This is a genomic window from Natronincola peptidivorans (assembly GCF_900111615.1).
GTDB lineage: Bacteria > Bacillota > Clostridia > Peptostreptococcales > Natronincolaceae > Natronincola_A > Natronincola_A peptidivorans.
The window spans coordinates 70,488-89,878 of sequence record NZ_FOHU01000013.1 but is presented as its reverse complement, the minus strand read 5'-3'; the positions used below and the strand labels follow the sequence as shown (position 1 = coordinate 89,878).

Annotated in this window: 13 protein-coding genes; 1 reads left to right on the top strand and 12 read right to left on the bottom strand. The window is 35.0% G+C overall.

Annotation, left to right across the window (positions count from 1 at the left end; all coding sequences use genetic code 11):
- Window positions 1-721 precede the first annotated feature (721 nt).
- The 7 genes from BMX10_RS13150 to BMX10_RS13120 all read right to left on the bottom strand — a co-directional run bounded on the left by BMX10_RS13150 (window position 722) and on the right by BMX10_RS13120 (window position 12,328).
- Window positions 722-1,717, bottom strand: a complete 996-nt coding sequence (locus tag BMX10_RS13150; protein WP_090445072.1) for a sensor domain-containing diguanylate cyclase — start codon at window positions 1,715-1,717, stop codon at window positions 722-724.
- Window positions 1,718-2,120: 403 nt separating this feature from the next.
- On the bottom strand, window positions 2,121-2,471 hold the full coding sequence (locus BMX10_RS13145; protein WP_090445069.1) for a hypothetical protein: 351 nt from the start codon (window positions 2,469-2,471) through the stop codon (window positions 2,121-2,123).
- Between the two features lie 539 nt (window positions 2,472-3,010).
- Window positions 3,011-3,868, bottom strand: a complete 858-nt coding sequence (locus BMX10_RS13140) for a DegV family protein (RefSeq protein ID WP_090445066.1) — start codon at window positions 3,866-3,868, stop codon at window positions 3,011-3,013.
- A 185-nt stretch (window positions 3,869-4,053) separates the two neighbouring features.
- The gene (locus tag BMX10_RS13135; RefSeq protein WP_090445063.1) at window positions 4,054-4,542 is read right to left on the bottom strand and encodes a metallophosphoesterase family protein; all 489 of its coding nucleotides are present in this window, start codon (window positions 4,540-4,542) and stop codon (window positions 4,054-4,056) included.
- A gap of 259 nt (window positions 4,543-4,801) precedes the next feature.
- On the bottom strand, window positions 4,802-8,545 hold the full coding sequence (locus BMX10_RS13130; RefSeq protein WP_090445060.1) for a phosphoribosylformylglycinamidine synthase: 3,744 nt from the start codon (window positions 8,543-8,545) through the stop codon (window positions 4,802-4,804).
- A gap of 289 nt (window positions 8,546-8,834) precedes the next feature.
- Window positions 8,835-10,169, bottom strand: coding sequence for an NADP-specific glutamate dehydrogenase (gene gdhA / locus BMX10_RS13125; RefSeq protein WP_090445057.1), 1,335 nt, complete (start codon window positions 10,167-10,169; stop codon window positions 8,835-8,837).
- Between the two features lie 365 nt (window positions 10,170-10,534).
- Window positions 10,535-12,328: a flavocytochrome c gene (locus BMX10_RS13120; RefSeq protein ID WP_330387921.1), complete on the bottom strand. Its 1,794-nt coding sequence runs from the start codon at window positions 12,326-12,328 to the stop codon at window positions 10,535-10,537.
- A gap of 325 nt (window positions 12,329-12,653) precedes the next feature.
- Here BMX10_RS13120 and BMX10_RS13115 point away from each other — a divergent pair, with 325 nt between their 5' ends.
- Entirely contained in the window at window positions 12,654-13,232 is a 579-nt protein-coding gene (locus BMX10_RS13115; RefSeq protein WP_090445051.1) for a TetR/AcrR family transcriptional regulator, read from the top strand.
- A gap of 117 nt (window positions 13,233-13,349) precedes the next feature.
- Here BMX10_RS13115 and BMX10_RS13110 read toward each other — a convergent pair whose 3' ends face one another.
- From BMX10_RS13110 to BMX10_RS18485, 5 genes are all read right to left on the bottom strand, one after another.
- A complete protein-coding gene (locus tag BMX10_RS13110; RefSeq protein WP_244272719.1) occupies window positions 13,350-14,681 on the bottom strand; it encodes a YjiH family protein in 1,332 nt (443 codons plus the stop codon).
- Between the two features lie 141 nt (window positions 14,682-14,822).
- Complete coding sequence (gene larE / locus BMX10_RS13105) at window positions 14,823-15,644, bottom strand: ATP-dependent sacrificial sulfur transferase LarE (RefSeq protein ID WP_090445046.1); 822 nt, start codon at window positions 15,642-15,644, stop codon at window positions 14,823-14,825.
- 143 nt (window positions 15,645-15,787) lie between these two features.
- Window positions 15,788-16,357, bottom strand: a complete 570-nt coding sequence (locus BMX10_RS13100; RefSeq protein ID WP_090445043.1) for a 3'-5' exonuclease — start codon at window positions 16,355-16,357, stop codon at window positions 15,788-15,790.
- Between the two features lie 312 nt (window positions 16,358-16,669).
- Window positions 16,670-18,394, bottom strand: coding sequence for an adenine deaminase (gene ade / locus BMX10_RS13095; RefSeq protein WP_090445040.1), 1,725 nt, complete (start codon window positions 18,392-18,394; stop codon window positions 16,670-16,672).
- Between the two features lie 3 nt (window positions 18,395-18,397).
- On the bottom strand, window positions 18,398-19,390 hold the full coding sequence (locus tag BMX10_RS18485; protein ID WP_090445036.1) for a xanthine dehydrogenase family protein molybdopterin-binding subunit: 993 nt from the start codon (window positions 19,388-19,390) through the stop codon (window positions 18,398-18,400).
- Window position 19,391: the final 1 nt, after the last annotated feature.

Sequence of the window (19,391 nt, the reverse complement as noted above, 5' to 3'; positions counted from 1 at the left end):
TAACTTTCTTCGTCCTCACAAGCTTCATGAGTGGAAGCGTCCTTTAAACGAAGTCGATATGCTGACAAATGCCGATAATATGCCGGGCAAATGGCAGCTACTGATCTACTTAGGGCAACAAACCATCCTCTCACAACAAAACCAACCTTCCCCTTAAATGTGCCTTTGCACTTTTGCTAAACTTCATCGTTTCACCATCAATGCTGTGGGTTCCAGAGCATTATTTGTGGTATCATCAATCTATTTTTTTGATGTTTTCTTCTTTTAAGAAGGTACTCCCCCCACAAATCATGTTGTAAAATTTTGTTTCTTAGTTTTCATAACCTACTTTACACTATCTCTTTGTAGATAACAAATTTTTGTACTTACCCATGTGAAGTAACCTAAGAAGCATCCTGTTTTTTGTAAAAATCAATTATTTACTGTGTTATCTTTTTAGCTTTTTCATTCTTTTTCAGTAGCAACATCATTGTTAATAATACTATTGTACCACGTGGGAGATGCAAAATTAATTTTTAAGTAAATAATATAGCTTGTACTAGTTAATTGATAAATCCTCCATGATATGAAGCAAAAAAAACGCTGTACTCATCTTTATATTGAGGACAGCACTTTATCTTATTCATTTATGCATTATGCTATAGAGATTACAGAATAAAGCGTTTCAACAGGCTTCATGCTTGCCTTTTATATTCTTGTTCTATGATTGTAATATTATGATTTAAAAAGTCACCTTGTTTTTCCCTTGATGCTTTGAGGAATAAAGCTTCTTATCAGCATTTTGAAATAAACAATTAACATTTTTAGCTTCATAAAAAGACGTCACACCTAAGCTGATTGTAATATATAATTCACTTTGCTTAGAGGAAATAGATGTCTTTTCTATCACAGTACGTATTTTTTCTGCAACTAGGCTTGCTTCTTGGATACTTGTATCAGGCAATAATATGGCAAATTCGTCTCCACCATATCTAAAACAACTATCTGTTGATCGGGTATTTCTTGTCAAGATTTCACCTATATGTCTAATGGCTAAGTCCCCCATTAAATGACCATAAGTATCATTAATAGTCTTAAAATCATCAATATCCAATAAAATAACAGAAAAAGTAATGTCTTTTCCCTTCTCTTTTTGCCTTTTATAAAGAGTAAATGCTTTTTCCAATTCTTCAAAAAAATGTCTATGATTATATAGTCCAGAAAGACTATCTATTGCAGATAAAATTCTGAGCTGTCTATTGGCTTCTTCCAACTGTGTGTTAAGCTGAACCAATTCTTCCTGTGCATTTTTTAAAGATGTAATGTCTCTAGAGGTACCCCAAGTACCAATAATCTCTCCTTGAGAGTTATAAAGAGGATATTTTGAAGCCAAAAGCCACACAATATTTCCATCTGGTTTAATCCACTTTTCCACTCTATTTATAATTGGTTCACCTGTATCTATAATTTGTTGTTCATCCCTATAGGCATTATCAGCAAAATCTTTTGGAAAATAATCATAATCATTTTTCCCTATAAGCTCTAGAGGACTATCAATACCAAAACCTAAGGCATGGGCCTTACTGCTTAAAACAAAGGTAGAATTTCTATCTTTAAAGTAAATGGTGTCTTGTGAATTGTTCATTATGGTATTAATAATCAATAATTCACTAAGCTCTGATTCCTTAATAGGGAAAATACTATTGCCTATTCTTTTCTTTTCATGCCCTTTGTCCATAACAATCCCCCATAACTCATTATTAATGAAGATATTAAAGAATTTCGTTAGTAAGCTTCTATTGATTATATGAATAATATCATTTTTATACTTAAATTTCAATTAATATGAAGTATCTTTTGAAAATATTGTTGCTTTTAGATTGACCAACATTATGAACTACACTCATCTTATACTTCATTTGAATTACTTTTTTTGATTTTGAAAATATATTGTATAATTTTAAGTTCATTCTAATTGAGTTGTATAATTCCTCATGGATTATATTTAGCTCATAAAAAAAGCCTTCTTTTAATATTGCTAAGAAGACCTTTTGTTGAATAATATATCTCCATTAATGGGGTGCCTTTTAATACTCTTCAACTTATAATGAATTATTATATACCATCTTGTTTTTCCTTTATTATTTGCTTTTGGTTTTATCAAAATCATTTATTTTTTTAAACAATTTATAAATATCAGTTTTGCTATGGTTACATTTTTCTATCAGATAATTCATTATTTCTTTAGGGCTAGAGGAAGTAAAAAACTTTTCATTTTTATCGATTTCATATAATATTTCTTTGTATAATTGCTTCTCGCTAGGAAATAAAATATCCTGAATCTCCATTTTATAGGAGGCAGGCCTTGTTTCACTTCCTCCTTGATCAACATATTCTTCAAACCATATATGCCCTTGTTTGCATTGAAATTTAACATGCTGCAGTTGTTCTATTTTTATTATTTCTACTTCATTACATTCTTTACACTTCATATATGTCAACACCTACTTCCTTTTTGAAATACCGAATATTTTAATTCCCGGTTGTACTTCAATAGTAGTATACTCCTCATCATTAATGAGAACATTTCCTTGATCATTTACACTTATATTTATATCAGCACCTTCAAGATTAAATTTTTCAAGATGATAAGGAGTAACTAATACAAAAATAGCATTTACTTGTAATGGAGATTTGTTACTGCTACTGGTTAAATTTGCTTGATTTGTAGTGTTAAAGCTTCTAATTGAACTTGTGATAGTGTCTTTTGATTCACTACAGAAGCATAAACACCATCTGCCGTATCTTTTTACCTACCTTTATACCCTATAGTTTTTGTAGTACAATATATGAAGAAGATAGTACTAAGTGCTATTAATAATAAAACTAATTTTTTTGATGTAACGAATATATAGTTTTGTCTTAGTAAAGATTGCAAAAATTTAATCCACCAACTAATAAACAATATCTGTTTATCAGGTGGTGGATATTTAGTGTTTTGTACATTGAATAGCATTACTATTTAATTACTTTACCTAATCTCCTCTTTGGTGTAATAAGCTATTCCTAGCGCACCAGGCCCCACATGTAATCCAATTACTGGTCCTATCTCTTGTATTCTGATTTCTACGTTTACCTTTTCTTTTAATTGACTCACTACTTTTTTTGCTTCATCTATACAATTAATATGATGCACGATAATCTCACCTGATCCAAAGGTTTTGATATCATTCAACACTTGCTCTATTATAGTTGCTACAGCTTTCTTCTTAGTTCTAACCTTCGTAAATATCGTTGTGATTCCATCTTCTACCGTTAGAATCGGTATTATTTTTAATAGGTTACCTATTATAGCATTTGCTTTCCCTATTCTTCCCCCTTTTTCTAAATATTCTAGATTATGTGGAACAAATAGGAACCTGCTTTTTTTCATCATTTCTAAAGCAGTCTTTTTTACTTTACTTAAAGCTTTATCTTCTTTAGCTGCTTTCGCAGCTGCAATAGCAGCGAACCCCAATTGCATACAGTTTGACTGAGAATCAATGATCTCAAGATTAGCACCAGGATAATTGTTTATAATCATATCCTTAGCCATGTTTGCTGTTGCATAAGTACCACTCATCTTTGAAGACAAAAATATACAGATCAAATCATCTCCCTGCTGAACAATCTTTTCCATCTCGTTATATAGATCCCCCACGGAAGGTTGCGAAGATTTGGGTATTCCCTTCTCTTTCATCATCTTATAGAAGCTTTCATTGTCAATATCAGTTTCCTTAAAGGTATGTTCTGGGAATTCAACACTTAAGGGAACTATGTTTATATCTAAAGTGTTCCTTAAAGACTCATCTATATAGCTTGTACTATCTGTCAAGATTCTAATAGCCATAAAATCTACCCTCCTAAATATATTCATCTGTTAAAATTATTATAATTGATTTTTTCATATACAGATATTCTACACATAGATATTGAAACCCTTCAAAAACTTCTACTAAATTGACAACTGCTGTTTTGTATTTCATATTAAGAAACAACAGTATTATGTTTCTATTTTAGTTTGATTTTTTACAGCTAGAAATATATAATTTTAGTTTCTATAAATTCTTCAATCTTAAGGAATCCATAAGAAAAATACTTGCTTCTTCTTCTGTCTGTAGGAGAACCTGGATTGAATAGTAATACGTTTCCCATCAATTTACAAAAAGCTTGATGGCTGTGACCAAAGATAATACAATCTACCTTTTCATCCTTAAAGGCATCCTTCGCTCTTTGCGGGGTATCTCCTCTTTTCCCTCCATCGCCATGGATCATGCCCAGCTTAAATCCATCTAGCTGTATGATTTGTTTTGAAGGAAGCATCTTTTTTATCTCTTCTCCATCAACATTCCCTGATACTGCTTTCACTGGGGCAAGGCTCATTAATTCATCCAGTACAAATTTTTCGCATATGTCTCCTGCATGCACTATCAAATCCACCTTTTCAAAGTTGCGTAAAACTTGTAAAGGGATTGCTTTAGCTTTATTGGGGAGATGTGTGTCAGAAATTACTCCTATTAGCATATTTGCCTCCAATTATAAATAATGATTATATCCTACCTATTATATTTATTCATTTTATGACTGCATTATTCATTTAAAATTGTGTTAAGGCCTTAAGACACTCAAAGAATGCTGAAAGAAAAACTATAAAGCAAATTACGAATGAACATCTTTTAGATAAAAATTTATTTTTAAATATCCTGTAACATTATTAACGTAAAAGAAGCCACATAAATGCAGCTTCTATTCATAAATTTTTAGTTGGGGCTAAAGAAATACTTTATTTGAAATAATTAACCCCAGCTTCAAAAATCTTAAAATCTTTTTTGCCATATATATTTTTGTGTACATTTTTACCTACCCGTTCTACATGTCCCATTTTGCCAAAAATCCTGCCGTCTGGGGAAGTGATTCCTTCAATGGCTTCTATAGAACCATTAATATTATACCTACCATCATAGGTTGGTAATCCATTATCATCTACATATTGAGTAGCAATTTGCCCCTTAGTAATCAGCTGCTGAATCACAGCATCACTTCCATAAAAACGTCCTTCTCCATGGGAAAATGCTGTTTCATATATATTTCCTACTTCTTCCATTGTAAGCCAAGGTGACTTAACAGATACCACCTTAACTTTGGCCATTCGCGATACATGTCGGTTTATTTTATTAAAGGTCAAGGTAGGTGAATCTTCTTGTAAATCTCGTATTTCTCCATATGGCAATAAACCTAATTTAATCAATGCTTGGAATCCATTACAGATGCCTAGCATTAAACCGTCTCTTTGATTTAATAGCTTCATCAAGGCTTCCGTTATTTTAGGATTTCTCAGTACAGAAGCAATGAATTTGCCGGAGCCTTCTGGTTCATCTCCTGCACTAAAGCCACCTGGCAAAGCAATAATTTGAGCTTGTTTAATTTTTGTATTCATTTCTTCAAGGGATGCTACTACATCATTTTTTGTTAAATTCTTGAATACTATGGTTTCAACAATTGCTCCGGCTTTTTCAAAAGCCATATGAGTGTCTACTTCACAGTTTGTTCCAGGAAAAACTGGTATAAGGACACGAGGTTTTGCTACATTAATAGTGGGCCGCTTTCCTTCACGCCTATAAAATGCAATTTCTTTTGCCTTACCTTGATCTTGATGAATCGTTGGAAAGATAGGTGCTAATCTTGATTCCCAAGAGACAAGAGCTTCATCCATCGATATCACTTCATCTCCTACTTCAAAGGAAATCTCCTCTTTAGTATATCCAAGTATACTAAAACCCTCATGTTTTACAAATTCCTGAGCAACCTCTTCTGTTACTTCAAGAATCAAACTGCCATAAGCCTCTTCAAAAATATCATATTTTTGCTTCTCTGTTAACCTTACTCCAATAGCATTTCCAAAAGCCATCTTACTAATAGCAGCACATATGCCGCCTTTGCCTATGGCATATCCTGATAATATTTTTCCCTTTTCTACGTAGCTGTAGATATGATTATAGCCTTCTAACAGATGTTCAAAATCAACGATCTCTTTAGTATCTCTTTTTGCATAAAAATGTACCAAGGTAGAATCTGTCTTTTTCAATTCAGGAGAAATCACCTGTCGTACATCCACTGGCGTAACAGCAAAGGAAATCAATGTTGGGGGTACATGGATATCCTTAAATGTTCCTGACATTGAATCCTTGCCACCAATAGCGGCTACATTAAATTGAGTCTGTGCATAGCTGGCTCCTAATAATGCACTATAGGGTTTGCCCCATTTCTCAGGTACATCACCAAGTTTCTCAAAATATTCTTGCAGAGATAATCTAGCTTTTTTGTAGTTTCCTCCTGTTGCTAAAAGCTTTGCCATAGAATCCACCACAGCATACAAAGCTCCATGAAAAGGAGACCACTTTGACAGTTGAGGATCATAGCCATAGCTCATCATAGAGCCTGTATTGGTTTCTCCTTTATCAACAGGTATTTTAGCCACCATAGCCTGGATAGGAGTATTGTAATAATTACCTCCAAAAGGCATAAGTACTGTTCCGCTGCCAATGGTGTTATCAAATCTTTCCACTAAGCCTTTTTGAGAACAAATATTTAAATCATTTAAGGTATTATGCCATTGTTTCTTTAGATTATCTATTGATTTATTTTGCTGGAAAAAGTTTTGCTTCTCAGGAGCTTTGATGTGCACTTTTGTTTTACCTTGTACACCATTTGTATCTAAAAAAGCTCTAGATATATTTAGAATTTCTTGTCCTTGCCATTTCATTATAAGTCTGCCATCATCAGTAATATTTGCTACATGGGTTACCTCTAAATTTTCAGCAAAACAATATTTTTTAAAGCTATCATAGTCTTTTGAAGCTATTACTACTGCCATTCTTTCCTGTGATTCTGATATGGCAATCTCTGTTCCATCTAAGCCTTCATACTTCTTTTTAACAGCATCCAAATTAATCTCTAAGCTATCCGCCAATTCTCCAATAGCTACAGAAACCCCACCCGCTCCGAAGTCATTACATCTTTTAATCATTTTAGATAATGCTGGGATTCTAAAAAGTCGCTGGATTTTTCTTTCTACCGGTGGATTACCTTTTTGCACCTCAGCCCCACAGTTGGTTAAGCTTTCTTCATCATGCTCTTTTGAAGATCCAGTGGCTCCACCTATACCATCTCTACCTGTTCTGCCTCCTACTAATAGCACAATGTCTCCCGGAGCTGGACGCTCTCTTACTACGTTTTCTTTTGGTGCAGCCCCTACAACGGCTCCTACCTCCATACGTTTAGCAACAAAATCTGGATCATAAACCTCTGAAACCAATCCTGTAGCCAGTCCAATTTGATTGCCATAGGAACTAAATCCTGCAGCAGCCTGCTGTGTAATCACCTTTTGCGGCAGCTTACCCTCTAAGGTTTCTGTTAATGGTACAGTAGGATCCGCTGCTCCTGTCACCCTCATACTATGATAAACATAACTTCTCCCTGATAAAGGATCCCTTATGGCTCCACCTAAGCAGGTGGCAGCGCCGCCAAAAGGCTCTATTTCTGTGGGATGATTATGGGTTTCATTTTTAAACATTAGTAACCAAGGCTTAGTTTCACCATCAATATCCACTGGTATTTCTATGCTGCAGGCATTAATCTCTTCAGATACATCCAAATCTTCAAGAATACCTTTTTTTCTCATGCTCTTCATATTAATGGTTGCAATATCCATTAAGCAGTCTTGTCTCTCTTTTCCCTCATAAACAAAACTTCTATCGACTAAGTAATCTTGGTACGCTTTTTTTACCGGTTCGTTCATAGGTTTATCCTCAATATTTACCTCTTCCACTGTTGTTAAAAAGGTAGTATGACGACAATGATCCGACCAGTAGGTGTCAATTACCTTTAGCTCTGTAATGGTTGGATTTCGCCTTTCCTCTTTTTTAAAGTAGTCTCTGATAAAAACTAAGTCTCCGTGTGTCATGGCAAAGCCCATTTTTTCTTTGTATGAAGCTATCCCGTCATCATCTAAGTCAATAAATCCTTCAATTGTCTCAATAGTATCAGGAGTCCCAAAATCCATCTGTAAAGTCTCTGGTACAGCCAAGGAAACCTCTTTTGATTCTACAGGATTGATAAGATATTGCTTAACAGTTTCCACATCTCTAGAACCAAGAGCACCCTTCAAAACAATGATTTTAGAAGATACAATGGTTGGCGCATCCTCTAAGGTAATGATTTCTATACATTGTCTAGCAGAATCTGCCCTTTGATCATATTGACCAGGTAATAATTGGATTCTAAAGGCCTCTTCATCCTCGCTAATAAGACCATAATCCTCCGTTACAATGTCTACATTGGGTTCAGATAAAACCAAGGTTTTTATATCTTCAAGTCTCTTTATATTTACATCTTCAAGATCATAAACATTGATAATTCTTACACCTTTCAGTGCTGCTAAGTGTAAGGTGTTCACCAAATCATTTTTTAAACTTACTGCCTCAACATTAAATCCAGGCTTCTTCTCAACACAGACTCTTTTAACCATTTTATACCTCCTTAGTGACTGTAAACCTACTATAAGAAAATATCCTTAATATAATTGTAGCACATTAATTGAAAAATTTGAATTAATATTTGTTGTAAAACGTATATTATATGCTTTTTTTATTGTATTATACGTAGTTTCTTGTTCTCTGCGCCTTTCAGTAACTAAAAAACAGCTACCATGAAGTGATAGCTGTCAAAAATAAAGTGTTTAAATACAATATTCTATAAGTATATTCACTTTATCTGATTAAACCATTTTAGAATGAACCTTTCCTTCATTTTACATTTTAAGTTCCTTGTGCATACATCGCATCAGCTATTTTTAAAAAACCTGCAATATTAGCACCCATCGCTAGGTTATTTTCATGTCCATATTCTTTTGCAGCACTGCTTGTGTTTTTGTAAATATCCACCATTATACTTTTGAGCTTAGTATCCACCTCTTCAAATGTCCATGAATACCTTAAGCTGTTTTGGGCCATTTCAAGTCCAGAAGTAGCTACACCACCTGCGTTTGCAGCTTTTGCAGGTCCAAATATAATTCCATTTTTAATAAATATTTTTACTGCTTCAGGGGTTACTGGCATATTGGCTCCCTCACCAACTGCAAAGCAACCATTAGCTATAAGGGTCTTTGCGGCTTCCTCATCAAGCTCATTTTGAGTAGCACATGGTAGTGCTATATCACATTTTACCGACCAAATATTTGAATATCCTTCAGTAAACTTAGCTTTTGGATGGTATTTAACATACTCGCTGATTCTTTTTCTTTCTATTTCCTTAATTCGTTTTACAGTTTCCAGTTTTATACCTTCAGGATCATATACATAACCACTGGAATCACTTAGTGCTACAACTTTAGCACCCAATTGTTGGGCTTTTTTAGCAGCATAACTGGCGACATTACCTGATCCAGAGATTACAACTGTAGCACCTTGAAAGGATTTCTCTGCAATAGATTTCATAGCTTCCTCCATAAAATAACAAAGACCATAGCCAGTAGCCTCTCTTCTTACTAGACTTCCACCCCAAGCTATTCCTTTACCTGTTAATGTGCCTGTAAAACTATTTCGAATCCTTCTATACATACCATACATATAACCAATCTCTCGTCCACCCACTCCAATATCCCCTGCTGGAACATCTGTGTTTTCTCCAATATGTCTATGCAGCTCTATCATAAAGCTTTGACAAAATCTCATGATTTCTCCATCAGATTTTCCTTTTGGGTCAAAATCACTTCCACCTTTACCTCCACCCAGAGGTAATCCAGTCAATGCATTTTTGAACACTTGTTCAAAGCCTAAGAATTTTATAATTCCAAGATATACCGATGGATGAAATCTTAATCCACCTTTGTAAGGACCAATTGCACTATTGAATTGTACCCTAAAGCCTCGATTTGTTTGGATAACACCATTATCATCAGCCCAAGGTACACTAAAAATAATTTGTCTTTCAGGTTCAACCATTCGATTAAATATCCCTGCTTTAATCCAGTGAGGATTTTTTTCAGCAACTGGTTCAAGTGATTCTAACACTTCTTTTATAGCTTGATGAAACTCAGGCTCATTTGGATCCCTTTTTAACACTTGCTCCATAACACTTCCTAATAATTTCATATTATCTATCCCCTCGCATGAAATTTTTTCTAATTAAATCTATGCTATTTGTATAATACCCATGCAAATATATAATATGCAAATTATGCCAATTTTAAAGTGAACCAAGAACTACTAATGTTAATATTTGGTGGAATAAATCAAATACATGCCCTGTTGTCTGAAAAGGCATCTATTTTCCTTGGTTGATAAATTGAACCAAAAAAGATTTTATGAAAGTTAAAGTTTTATGCTAGAAACAATGCTCATAAAAAATCAAGTAGGAAGAAAACTATCCATGACAGTTTTTCCACCTACTTGATTTTACTTTAATATATATCTAAAAAAGGGGGAGATATATTATCTAAACTAAGAATTGTACATTATTATTTTTTTGCCGCCGCACTTTCTCCAGCAATTCTACCGAATACTGCTATATCAGCTAGCGCGTTTCCACCTAAACGGTTGCTTCCATGAATTCCACCTGTAACCTCTCCAGCAGCATATAGACCTGAAATTACAGCACCATTTCCATCTAATACCTGTGCGTAAGTGTTGATTTCAACACCACCCATTGTATGGTGAACGGTAGGCATACGTGCTCCTGCATAGAATGGACCTTGCTCTATCTTTCTCTCAAATAATGTTCTCCCGAAAGCGTCTGGTCCTCCTGTCTCTGCAGCCTTATTAAACTCCTCTACTGCCTTTACTAAGTTTTCAGCAGGTACATCGATGGCTGCTGCTAATTCTTCAAGAGTATCACCTTTAAATGCTCGTCCTTGTTCAACAAGCTCATTCATAGATTCATTGAAGTTATTTTTTTCATCTCCGGTTGGGTAGTCGGAGCTATCAATGATTACCCATAGGAAAGAATCCTGCTGCTCCATTAGTGCCAGCGTCATAACATCTCTACGAGCACCTTCATCAACAAAGCGATCACCAGATTTATTTACAAAAATTCTATTTTCAACACCCTTTTCAATGTTTCCAGCTAAACTTCCTGTATTAGGATCTCCCAGTGGAAGCAATTGAATATCTCCTAATCCAATGAGGTTTGCTCCAACAGCTTCAGCCATTACTAGACCATCTCCTGTTGCCCCTGGATGATTAGTACTTTTAATACCAGCTAAAGAAGGCCAGCTTTGATTATATGCTTCTAGCAACTCATTGTTAACAGCAAAACCACCTGTAGCTAAAACCACACCATTGTTGGCATGAACAATTACATCACCTTTTAATCCCTTAGCCATAACACCTGCTATTTTACCATCTGCTACAATAAGCTCTAAAGCCTCAGTATCAAGAAGCACCTCGATATCATCAGTTGCATTAATGTATTCTTGATAGGTGTCAATAAAACCAGTTCCTAATGGTGTTGATGGTCTATGGGCTCTTGGCCACAATCCACCCAAAACAGTAAATACTTCGTCATTAAATTTCATTCCTAAGCTTTCAAGCCATTCAACAGCAGGGTATGCGTTTTCAACAAGAATTCTAACTAATTCAGGAGTGCCCTGCTCATCTCCACCCTCAAAGGTTTGAGTATAATGTAACTCGACAGAATCTTCAATGCCTTGAGCAACCTGTCTCGGGGAACCTGCTGCATTAAATGCTCCTCCAGAAAGAATTGTGTTTCCACCAAGCCTTGGCATTTTTTCAAGTACAATAACCTTCGCACCATTTTGGTGAGCAGATACTGCTGCAGCTAGTCCTGCACCTCCACCGCCGATTACAACAACATCTGTTGTGTATTCAACAGCTTCACCAATTGCATCTTCCCTTTCCTTTTTTACACTTAATGCTGCAATATCTGCATCAGCTTGCTTAAGGGCTTCTGTTACTGCAGCAATAATAGCATCACAAGTGATAGTTGCCCCTGTTACGATATCCACAGCAAGAGTTTGGTCATCTACAATTGCCTTAGGAATTCTCTCTATGGCAGCGTCAGTTATGCCAGGACTTTCATTATGTTTCAAAACCTTTACTTCTTTTATTTCGTATTCATCAACGGTTACTTCAACAGTTATATCTCCATTATGTCCAGGTGCTGATGCTGTATAAGTACCAGGTTGAAAGAGGGCTGATTCTGTAGTGTCAGTAGGTTTTGACTGACAACCGATGATGGATATAGCTAGAATGATACATAGTAAAACAGAAACAAATCTTTTTGATTTAAGCATTCTCTTCATCCTTTCTTTTCCCTTATGTGTTATTTGATGGTAATCTTTTTTTGCTTACTTTCTTTGAAGCTTTTTTAAGTAATATCATGCTTCAGCTACTGGCCGGCACTTCATAGCTAAAGGATCATTAGTGATGCTATAATGCTTTATAGAATGCATTCACTGAATACATTCATTATATATAAATGTTAATTATATGTCAATATATTTTATATTTTTATTTTCTTATACAATCCATTCACTTCATTTCTTTTAAGGATTTACTTTATGTAGTATATTTGTTATACTTTTCTTAATAATCAAGTTGGGACAGGAGAAGCTTTTTATGAAGGAAAAGTTAACTAAAAGACAAATTCAGGCTCTAAATACTCAGGAAAAAATATATAAGGTTGCTGTTGAGTTGATTGAAAAGAAAGGTTTTCAAAATATTACAGTAGAAGAGATCTGTAGCACTGCAGGTGTATCAATAGGCTCTTTTTACAATTCTTTTAAATCAAAGCATGAAATATTAGATAAGATTTTCAAGCTGGCAGATGAATACTTTTTAAAGGTAGTTGCTGTTAATATCAAGGAGGGAAATACTCAGGACAAAATCATTGAATTCTTTCGTTATTATGCTGATTATAATGTTGAAAGAGGCATTGATTTTGTTAAACAATTATATACCGTCAAGAATAACCTTTTTGCAACCAAGGGAAGACATATGCAGGGTGTTCTGCAAGCTATTATTGAAGAGGGCCAAAAGAATGGTGAAATCTCTAGTGATATGACATCAGAAGAGACTGTTAACTTCCTTTTTATCGCTGTAAGAGGTCTTGTTTATGACTGGTGCTTACATGAAGGCCAATATGATCTTCCTGAGGCTACTCTAGGCTATGTAAAAAGATTAATAAAAGCTCTATAACCATAACATCTTTTAAATCATTATTTTTGATATATTATTTTAAAATACAATTAAATAGGGATTTTTCAAAAATATATATTTTTGAAAAATCCCTATTTCTTATTTATGATTAATTTTTTAAAATAAAATCTTTAAGACGGGAGCCACAAGCAGTAGAGTTAAAGCGGTTCTTTCTATTAATATAAGTAATATGTCCTTTATTTTTAAGTCTATTTCTGTAGCCAAGATACAAGGAATCGATCCTGAGAAAAAAAGTATGGAGGAAATTGAAACAACGCCAGTAGCGAACCTTGCTGCTATTGGTGCCCCAACATCGGCCATCACAAGAGACGGCATTAATACTTCTGCCCCTGCTATTGCACTAGCCTTAGCTACCAGCCATGGTTCTGGGATACTCAATAGCAAAGCAATGGGATAATAGGCATAGGCTAAAATATCATAAAGAAATGTCATTTTTACAGCATAAAAAGAAATCAATCCAACGGACAAGCCAATGGGTAAAAACCTTAAGCTCATACCTATGCCATCTCTAAAATTGATAATCATGTTCTCCCAAATAGATTTAGCATTATCAGCTTCTCTTAATGCTTCAATTATCGCTTTACTCAAAAGTGGTTCTTGGAGTTCCTCTTCAGTTTTCTCTTTTGCAGTTATATATATATTCTCAATCTTATTTAAGGGTTTGAGCCTTACAGTTATTGCTGTTACTAAAAAGGTGATTATCAAGGTAGTCCAAAAAAATGTATTCCATATCGCCATTAACTCTAAATTTTTTGCTACGATAACCATAAATGCAGCTGAAACTGTAGAAAAACCAGTAGTAATGATGGCAGCTTCCCTCATTGTGTATTTACCTTCTTTTAAAAGCTTATTGGTCATAAAAATCCCTACCGAGAAACTTCCAACGAAGGAAGTTACTATATTAACTGCAGCAATGCCGGGTACCTTCCACACTGGACCCATTACCGGTTTTAGTAAAACCCCCAAGAAACCAAGCAATCCATAGCCGGTGATAAAAGTTATGAATAAGGACCCTAATGGAATAATTAGTGCTACCGGGATAATAATTTTTTCTAATAATAGAGGTAACATATCTTCTTTCATTAACCATTGAGGTCCAAAATTGAAGAATGCCATTATTGCAAGTACAACGCCTAAAAGCTTTAATCCTGACAAAATAATGGAGGTGCTGTCTTTGTTCCATGTTTTTTCGTAGAAGGGCAAAAAACCTCCTATTATCACCATTGCAAAAGTAATCCCCGGACCAAATCTTGGGACTGACACTGTAATAGCTGAAACTAGATGGTCTAGTAGGATTGTTCTATTTCCCATAAGGGTAAATGGAATAAAGTATATACAAATTCCAATGAAGCTGAATCCAAGAAATTTTAATATATTGGCCCTACGGTATATATTCTTTTTATGACCCAATACTTTATTTGCATCCACATTTTTTCCCTCATTTACTGTATATTTTATGTAATTATCACATCAGTTTCTTTTATGAAATAACAATGTTTAATTAGATTAAATATTCTCAAGTCATCAGTTTATGATGCCACTTGCAAAAAAGGTGTTGCTTACCGATAACTATTTGATTTTATCCTGTTGATCCAGCACTTCATTCATGCTGCCGGTTCTATATCCCAAAGCATCTATTGTTACATAAGCAAAACCTATTTCTTTTAGTTTGTTTCCAATCTCATCCATTAATTCTAGGTTAAACAGTTTCACCCTTTCTGACTTTTCAACTTCAATTCTAGCAATTTCGCCGTGATGTCGAACTCTTATTTGTCTAAAGCCTTTATCTAATAAGAATTGCTCTGCTGATTCCACCATCTCCAGCTTTTCTTTGGTTATTTCTTGTCCATAGGGAAATCTTGAGGACAGACAAGCAAAGGAGGGTTTATCCCATGTTGGAATCTCCAATTCTTTAGAAAGAATTCTTATATCTTCTTTAGTAAGTCCAGCTTCCTTTAAGGGACTTACTACCTTAAGCTCTTTTGCTGCCTGCATCCCAGGACGATAATCCTGTAGATCATCATAGTTTGAGCCATCCAAAACATAGCTTATATCATATTGGCTGGCTACCTGCTGTATCTTTGAAAACAGTTCATGTTTACAATAATAGCATCGATTGGTTGGGTTTTGGGAAAAACCTTCAATCTCTAACTCCTCTGAAACAATAACGATATGTTTTACTCCAATACTTTTAGCATAGTTTCGGGCTTCATTAAACTCCCTTTCTGGAAATGTAGAGGATCTAGCAGTAACTGCAATCACCTTTTCCCCCAGTACTTCCTGTGCTATCTTTAATAAAAAAGTGCTATCTACACCCCCTGAAAAAGCAATGGCTACACTTCCAAGCTTCTTTATGTTTCCCTTTAGTTTAGTAAATTTTTCTTGAACCATTTGATTTTTCCCCCGTCCTGTAAGCAATTACTCCGTCATTCTTCTTTTATTTTATCATAACTAATCAAACAGTAAATAAATTTTTATTAAAGTAGTTAGGTCTAGTTGACATCCCCTATATCGACAAAATATCGAATAAACCATTAATTTTTCCTTAACTCTTTTAATATTTTAACAGTATATATAGCATCATTTAACGCTTTGTGAAATCTACTATCTATATCTAGATTAAAAAGCTCCACTGCATTTTTAAGTCCTATTTGCCTCCCTTTAGGTAAATTGAAATGTTTCATAGCCATTTTTTGAATATCGCAACATTTATTAATCCAGTCTGTGTTGATACCGAAAAAAATACAATTTCTCTTTAATTCATTTATATCATCTACACCCCATGAACACATAAAAAAATCCTCTTCACCAATCCATTCTTTGAAATGCTCAATTCCTTCTTCTATAGGGAATCCTCCATATAACTCTTCAATAGTTATCTGTGTTTTCTTTTTTACTTTTGGATGAAGCTTTGTATATAGTTGAGGCTTAATAAATATTTTGAAGGTATCCTCTATTTCTATTTTATCATTTGTTTTTACTGCCCCTATTTCGATAATTTCCTGAGGGCATAAAGGAATAGTATTGCCTCTAGCTAATTGGTTTGTTTTCCTATTAATTTTAAAGGGACTATTAAATTCCAAATCAAAAACTATATGCTTCATAACATGCACCCACCTACTATTTTAAGATTTTCTGTTGCTTATATTATCATTGAAATCTTTGTAGAATCTTATTCTTTATAATAATTTTAAAGCATTATTTTTTAATCCTTTAACGCTACTATAATAGCCTAACACTTCAAAAAAGTCAAAGAAATCCCAGTCTAAAGGGGTGGAGTGGCGGCGGGATAACCATCACCCCCATAATATGAGATAACTCTGTAAGCATGCTGTTTCTACATGTATTTGTTCCCTCTTGAAGGACTATTCATGTAGAACCATATGCAGTTTAGCTTTGTATTCCCATTATTAGTACTATTCTTTAAAACTCAAATCCATAAAAGAAAAATCTGTTACATTGAACAATCCCATATCTGTCAGTTTGATTTCTGGAATAACAGGTAATGCTAAGAAAGATAAGGTCATAAAAGGGTCGATGTTTTTGTTGACAGCTAGTTGATTATAGGCTATATCTAACATTTCCTTTAATTGAAGGTCAACCTCCTCCATAGTACCATCAGAGATTAGTCCCCCTATAGGAAGGGCTAAGCTTTTTAATACTTTTCCTTTACTGCAGATGGTGATTCCTCCCCCTATCTTTTCTACCTCTTTAATAGCCAGCAACATATCTTCATCATTGTCTCCAATGACGATTATATTATGGGAATCATGTGCAATCGTTGACGCAATAGCACCATTCTTCATTTTAAAATCCTCTACCAGTCCTAAACCTATATTTCCTGTGGATTTATGTCTTTCAATTACAGCCAGTTTTAATATGTCTAGGTTTCTGTTGTATTGAAAAACCCCATTTAAAGCATCTACCTTTCGTACTGCTTTTTCTGTTACTAAGCTATGGGGCAGCAATTTAATCACATTAACAATATCCGAAGTGATTTTTACCTCTAAATCTTCCTTTGTAATTGATTTCATATTTATGGTATTGCTTACTTTAGAATGATCAGTGACCTCAACATCAAAAAGTGGCTTTTTGTTTTTGGCTACTTTATTTCCCTTCTTGTAAACCTCCAAAACTTCAAAGTTCTCCAAATCTTTTAGGACGATAAGATCAGCATCATAACCTGGTGCGATTGCTCCTATATCTTTCAAGCCATAGCATTCTGCGGCATTGATGGTTGCCATTTGAAGAGCTGTAATAGGATGAATTCCCTCTTTTACTGCTAACCGTAGGTTGTTGTCAATATGACCTCCTACAAGAATATCCTCTGGATGCTTGTCATCTGTGCAAAATAAACATCTTCTAGCATTTTCTCTTGTAGTACCCCGAATTAATGTTTCTAGGTTTCTGGCGGCTGAACCCTCCCTTATCAGAATATACATTCCTAGTCTTAAACGATTTTGCATTTCCTCAACAGTGGAGCATTCATGCTCTGTTTTAACTCCCGCAGCTATATAAGCATTTAATTCTTTGCCTTCAATGTTAGGTCCATGGCCATCTATTTTTTTATCTTCAGCAATCATAATCTTGTCTAATATATTATCCTCTGCTGAAATTACTCCTGGATAATCCATCAGCTCTCCCATGCCCAATACCCTGTCATGGTGAATAAGTCCTTCTAGTTCTTTGGCGCTAAGTATTGCTCCTGCATTTTCAAAGGAGGTTGCAGGTACACATGACGGTAACATAATATAGAAATTGAGAGGTAATTTTTCACTTGCATTCAGTATGTATTCAATCCCCTCAACACCACATACATTAGCTATCTCATGAGGATCGGCAATAATCGTAGTCGTACCTCTTGGCACAATTCCCCTAGCAAATTGACCTGGGGTTACCATAGAGGACTCAATATGCACATGGGCATCAATCAATCCAGGAGCTACATACCTTCCATCCATTTCATAGACTTCTATCCCTTCATATTCGCCTATGCCAACAATTTTCCCATCATCAATAGCTATATCGCCCTCAATAATTTCATGAGAAAAGACATTGACAATCTTAGCATTTTTTAATACAAGTTCTGGCTTAACTCTACCAGCCCCTATATCTATTTTCCTTTTTAACTTTTCTCTCATGCTTTAAACCTCCATTTCCTTCTCTTTCAAAGCAATTAATAGCTTATCAGGTGTAACAGGAATCTCCTTTATTCTAATGCCCACAGCATCGTATATAGCATTGAGTATTGCAGGAGCTACCGCCAAGGTTACTGGTTCTCCTATGCCTTTAGCACCGTAGGGACCCGTTGATTCTGGGTTTTCTATGAAAATCTTTTCAACCTCAGGCATATCTTCAGCAGTAGGTATTAAGTAATTCGTAAAACGGTTATGCTTTATTTTTCCCTTTTGTAGATTTAAATCTTCATAAATGGCATACCCTAAACCCATTGCAAAACCACCATCTATCTGCCCTTCTACTAGCTTAGGATTAATGGTTCTTCCAGTATCCTGTGCGCAAACACTGCGAATTACTTCAATAGTGCCTATTGAAGTATCCACCTCTACCTCTATTCCATATACACTAAAGGTATAGGGCCAATAGGGGGCCCCTTCACCTGTATCTTCATCCATTTGTGTTGTTTGAGCAGTAAAGCTTCCAGTTCTCCTTAAATGCTGATCTCCAACAAGAAGAGCAATTTCTTCGAAGGAAATTCCTTTTTCAGGGAAGGTTTTCAAGAAAATTCTTCCGTTTTTAACAGCTAATCCTACCCTGCTATTTAAGCCTAACCTTTCAATAGCAACATCAATCATTTCTTCTCTTAGATTCTCGGCAGCTATTTTTATGGCATTCCCTGTATTATAGGTTTGCCTGCTGGCAGCGGCGGTTCCAGCATCAGGTGTAATACTTGTATCCTCGCATACAAAAATGATTTCCTCTACAGACATGGAAAATACCTCGGCAGCAATCTGACTTAGAATTGTTTTAGCACCTTGGCCTACTTCTGTAGCTCCTACATAAATAGTGATCTTTCCATCCATCCCAAGCTCTGCTATGGCATTAGAAATATCAGGAAAGCCATTGCCATAGCCTGTTCCATAAAATACGCTTGCAAAACCAATCCCACGTTTTTTCAAT

Coding starts and splice junctions, on each gene's coding strand:
- BMX10_RS13150 (WP_090445072.1), bottom strand. CDS start 1,717: ATGGACAAAGGGCATGAAAAGAAAAGAATAGGCAATAGTATTTTCCCT.
- BMX10_RS13145 (WP_090445069.1), bottom strand. CDS start 2,471: ATGAAGTGTAAAGAATGTAATGAAGTAGAAATAATAAAAATAGAACAA.
- BMX10_RS13140 (WP_090445066.1), bottom strand. CDS start 3,868: ATGGCTATTAGAATCTTGACAGATAGTACAAGCTATATAGATGAGTCT.
- BMX10_RS13135 (WP_090445063.1), bottom strand. CDS start 4,542: ATGCTAATAGGAGTAATTTCTGACACACATCTCCCCAATAAAGCTAAA.
- BMX10_RS13130 (WP_090445060.1), bottom strand. CDS start 8,545: ATGGTTAAAAGAGTCTGTGTTGAGAAGAAGCCTGGATTTAATGTTGAG.
- gdhA (WP_090445057.1), bottom strand. CDS start 10,169: ATGAAATTATTAGGAAGTGTTATGGAGCAAGTGTTAAAAAGGGATCCA.
- BMX10_RS13120 (WP_330387921.1), bottom strand. CDS start 12,328: ATGCTTAAATCAAAAAGATTTGTTTCTGTTTTACTATGTATCATTCTA.
- BMX10_RS13115 (WP_090445051.1), top strand. CDS start 12,654: ATGAAGGAAAAGTTAACTAAAAGACAAATTCAGGCTCTAAATACTCAG.
- larE (WP_090445046.1), bottom strand. CDS start 15,644: ATGGTTCAAGAAAAATTTACTAAACTAAAGGGAAACATAAAGAAGCTT.
- BMX10_RS13100 (WP_090445043.1), bottom strand. CDS start 16,357: ATGAAGCATATAGTTTTTGATTTGGAATTTAATAGTCCCTTTAAAATT.
- ade (WP_090445040.1), bottom strand. CDS start 18,394: ATGAGAGAAAAGTTAAAAAGGAAAATAGATATAGGGGCTGGTAGAGTT.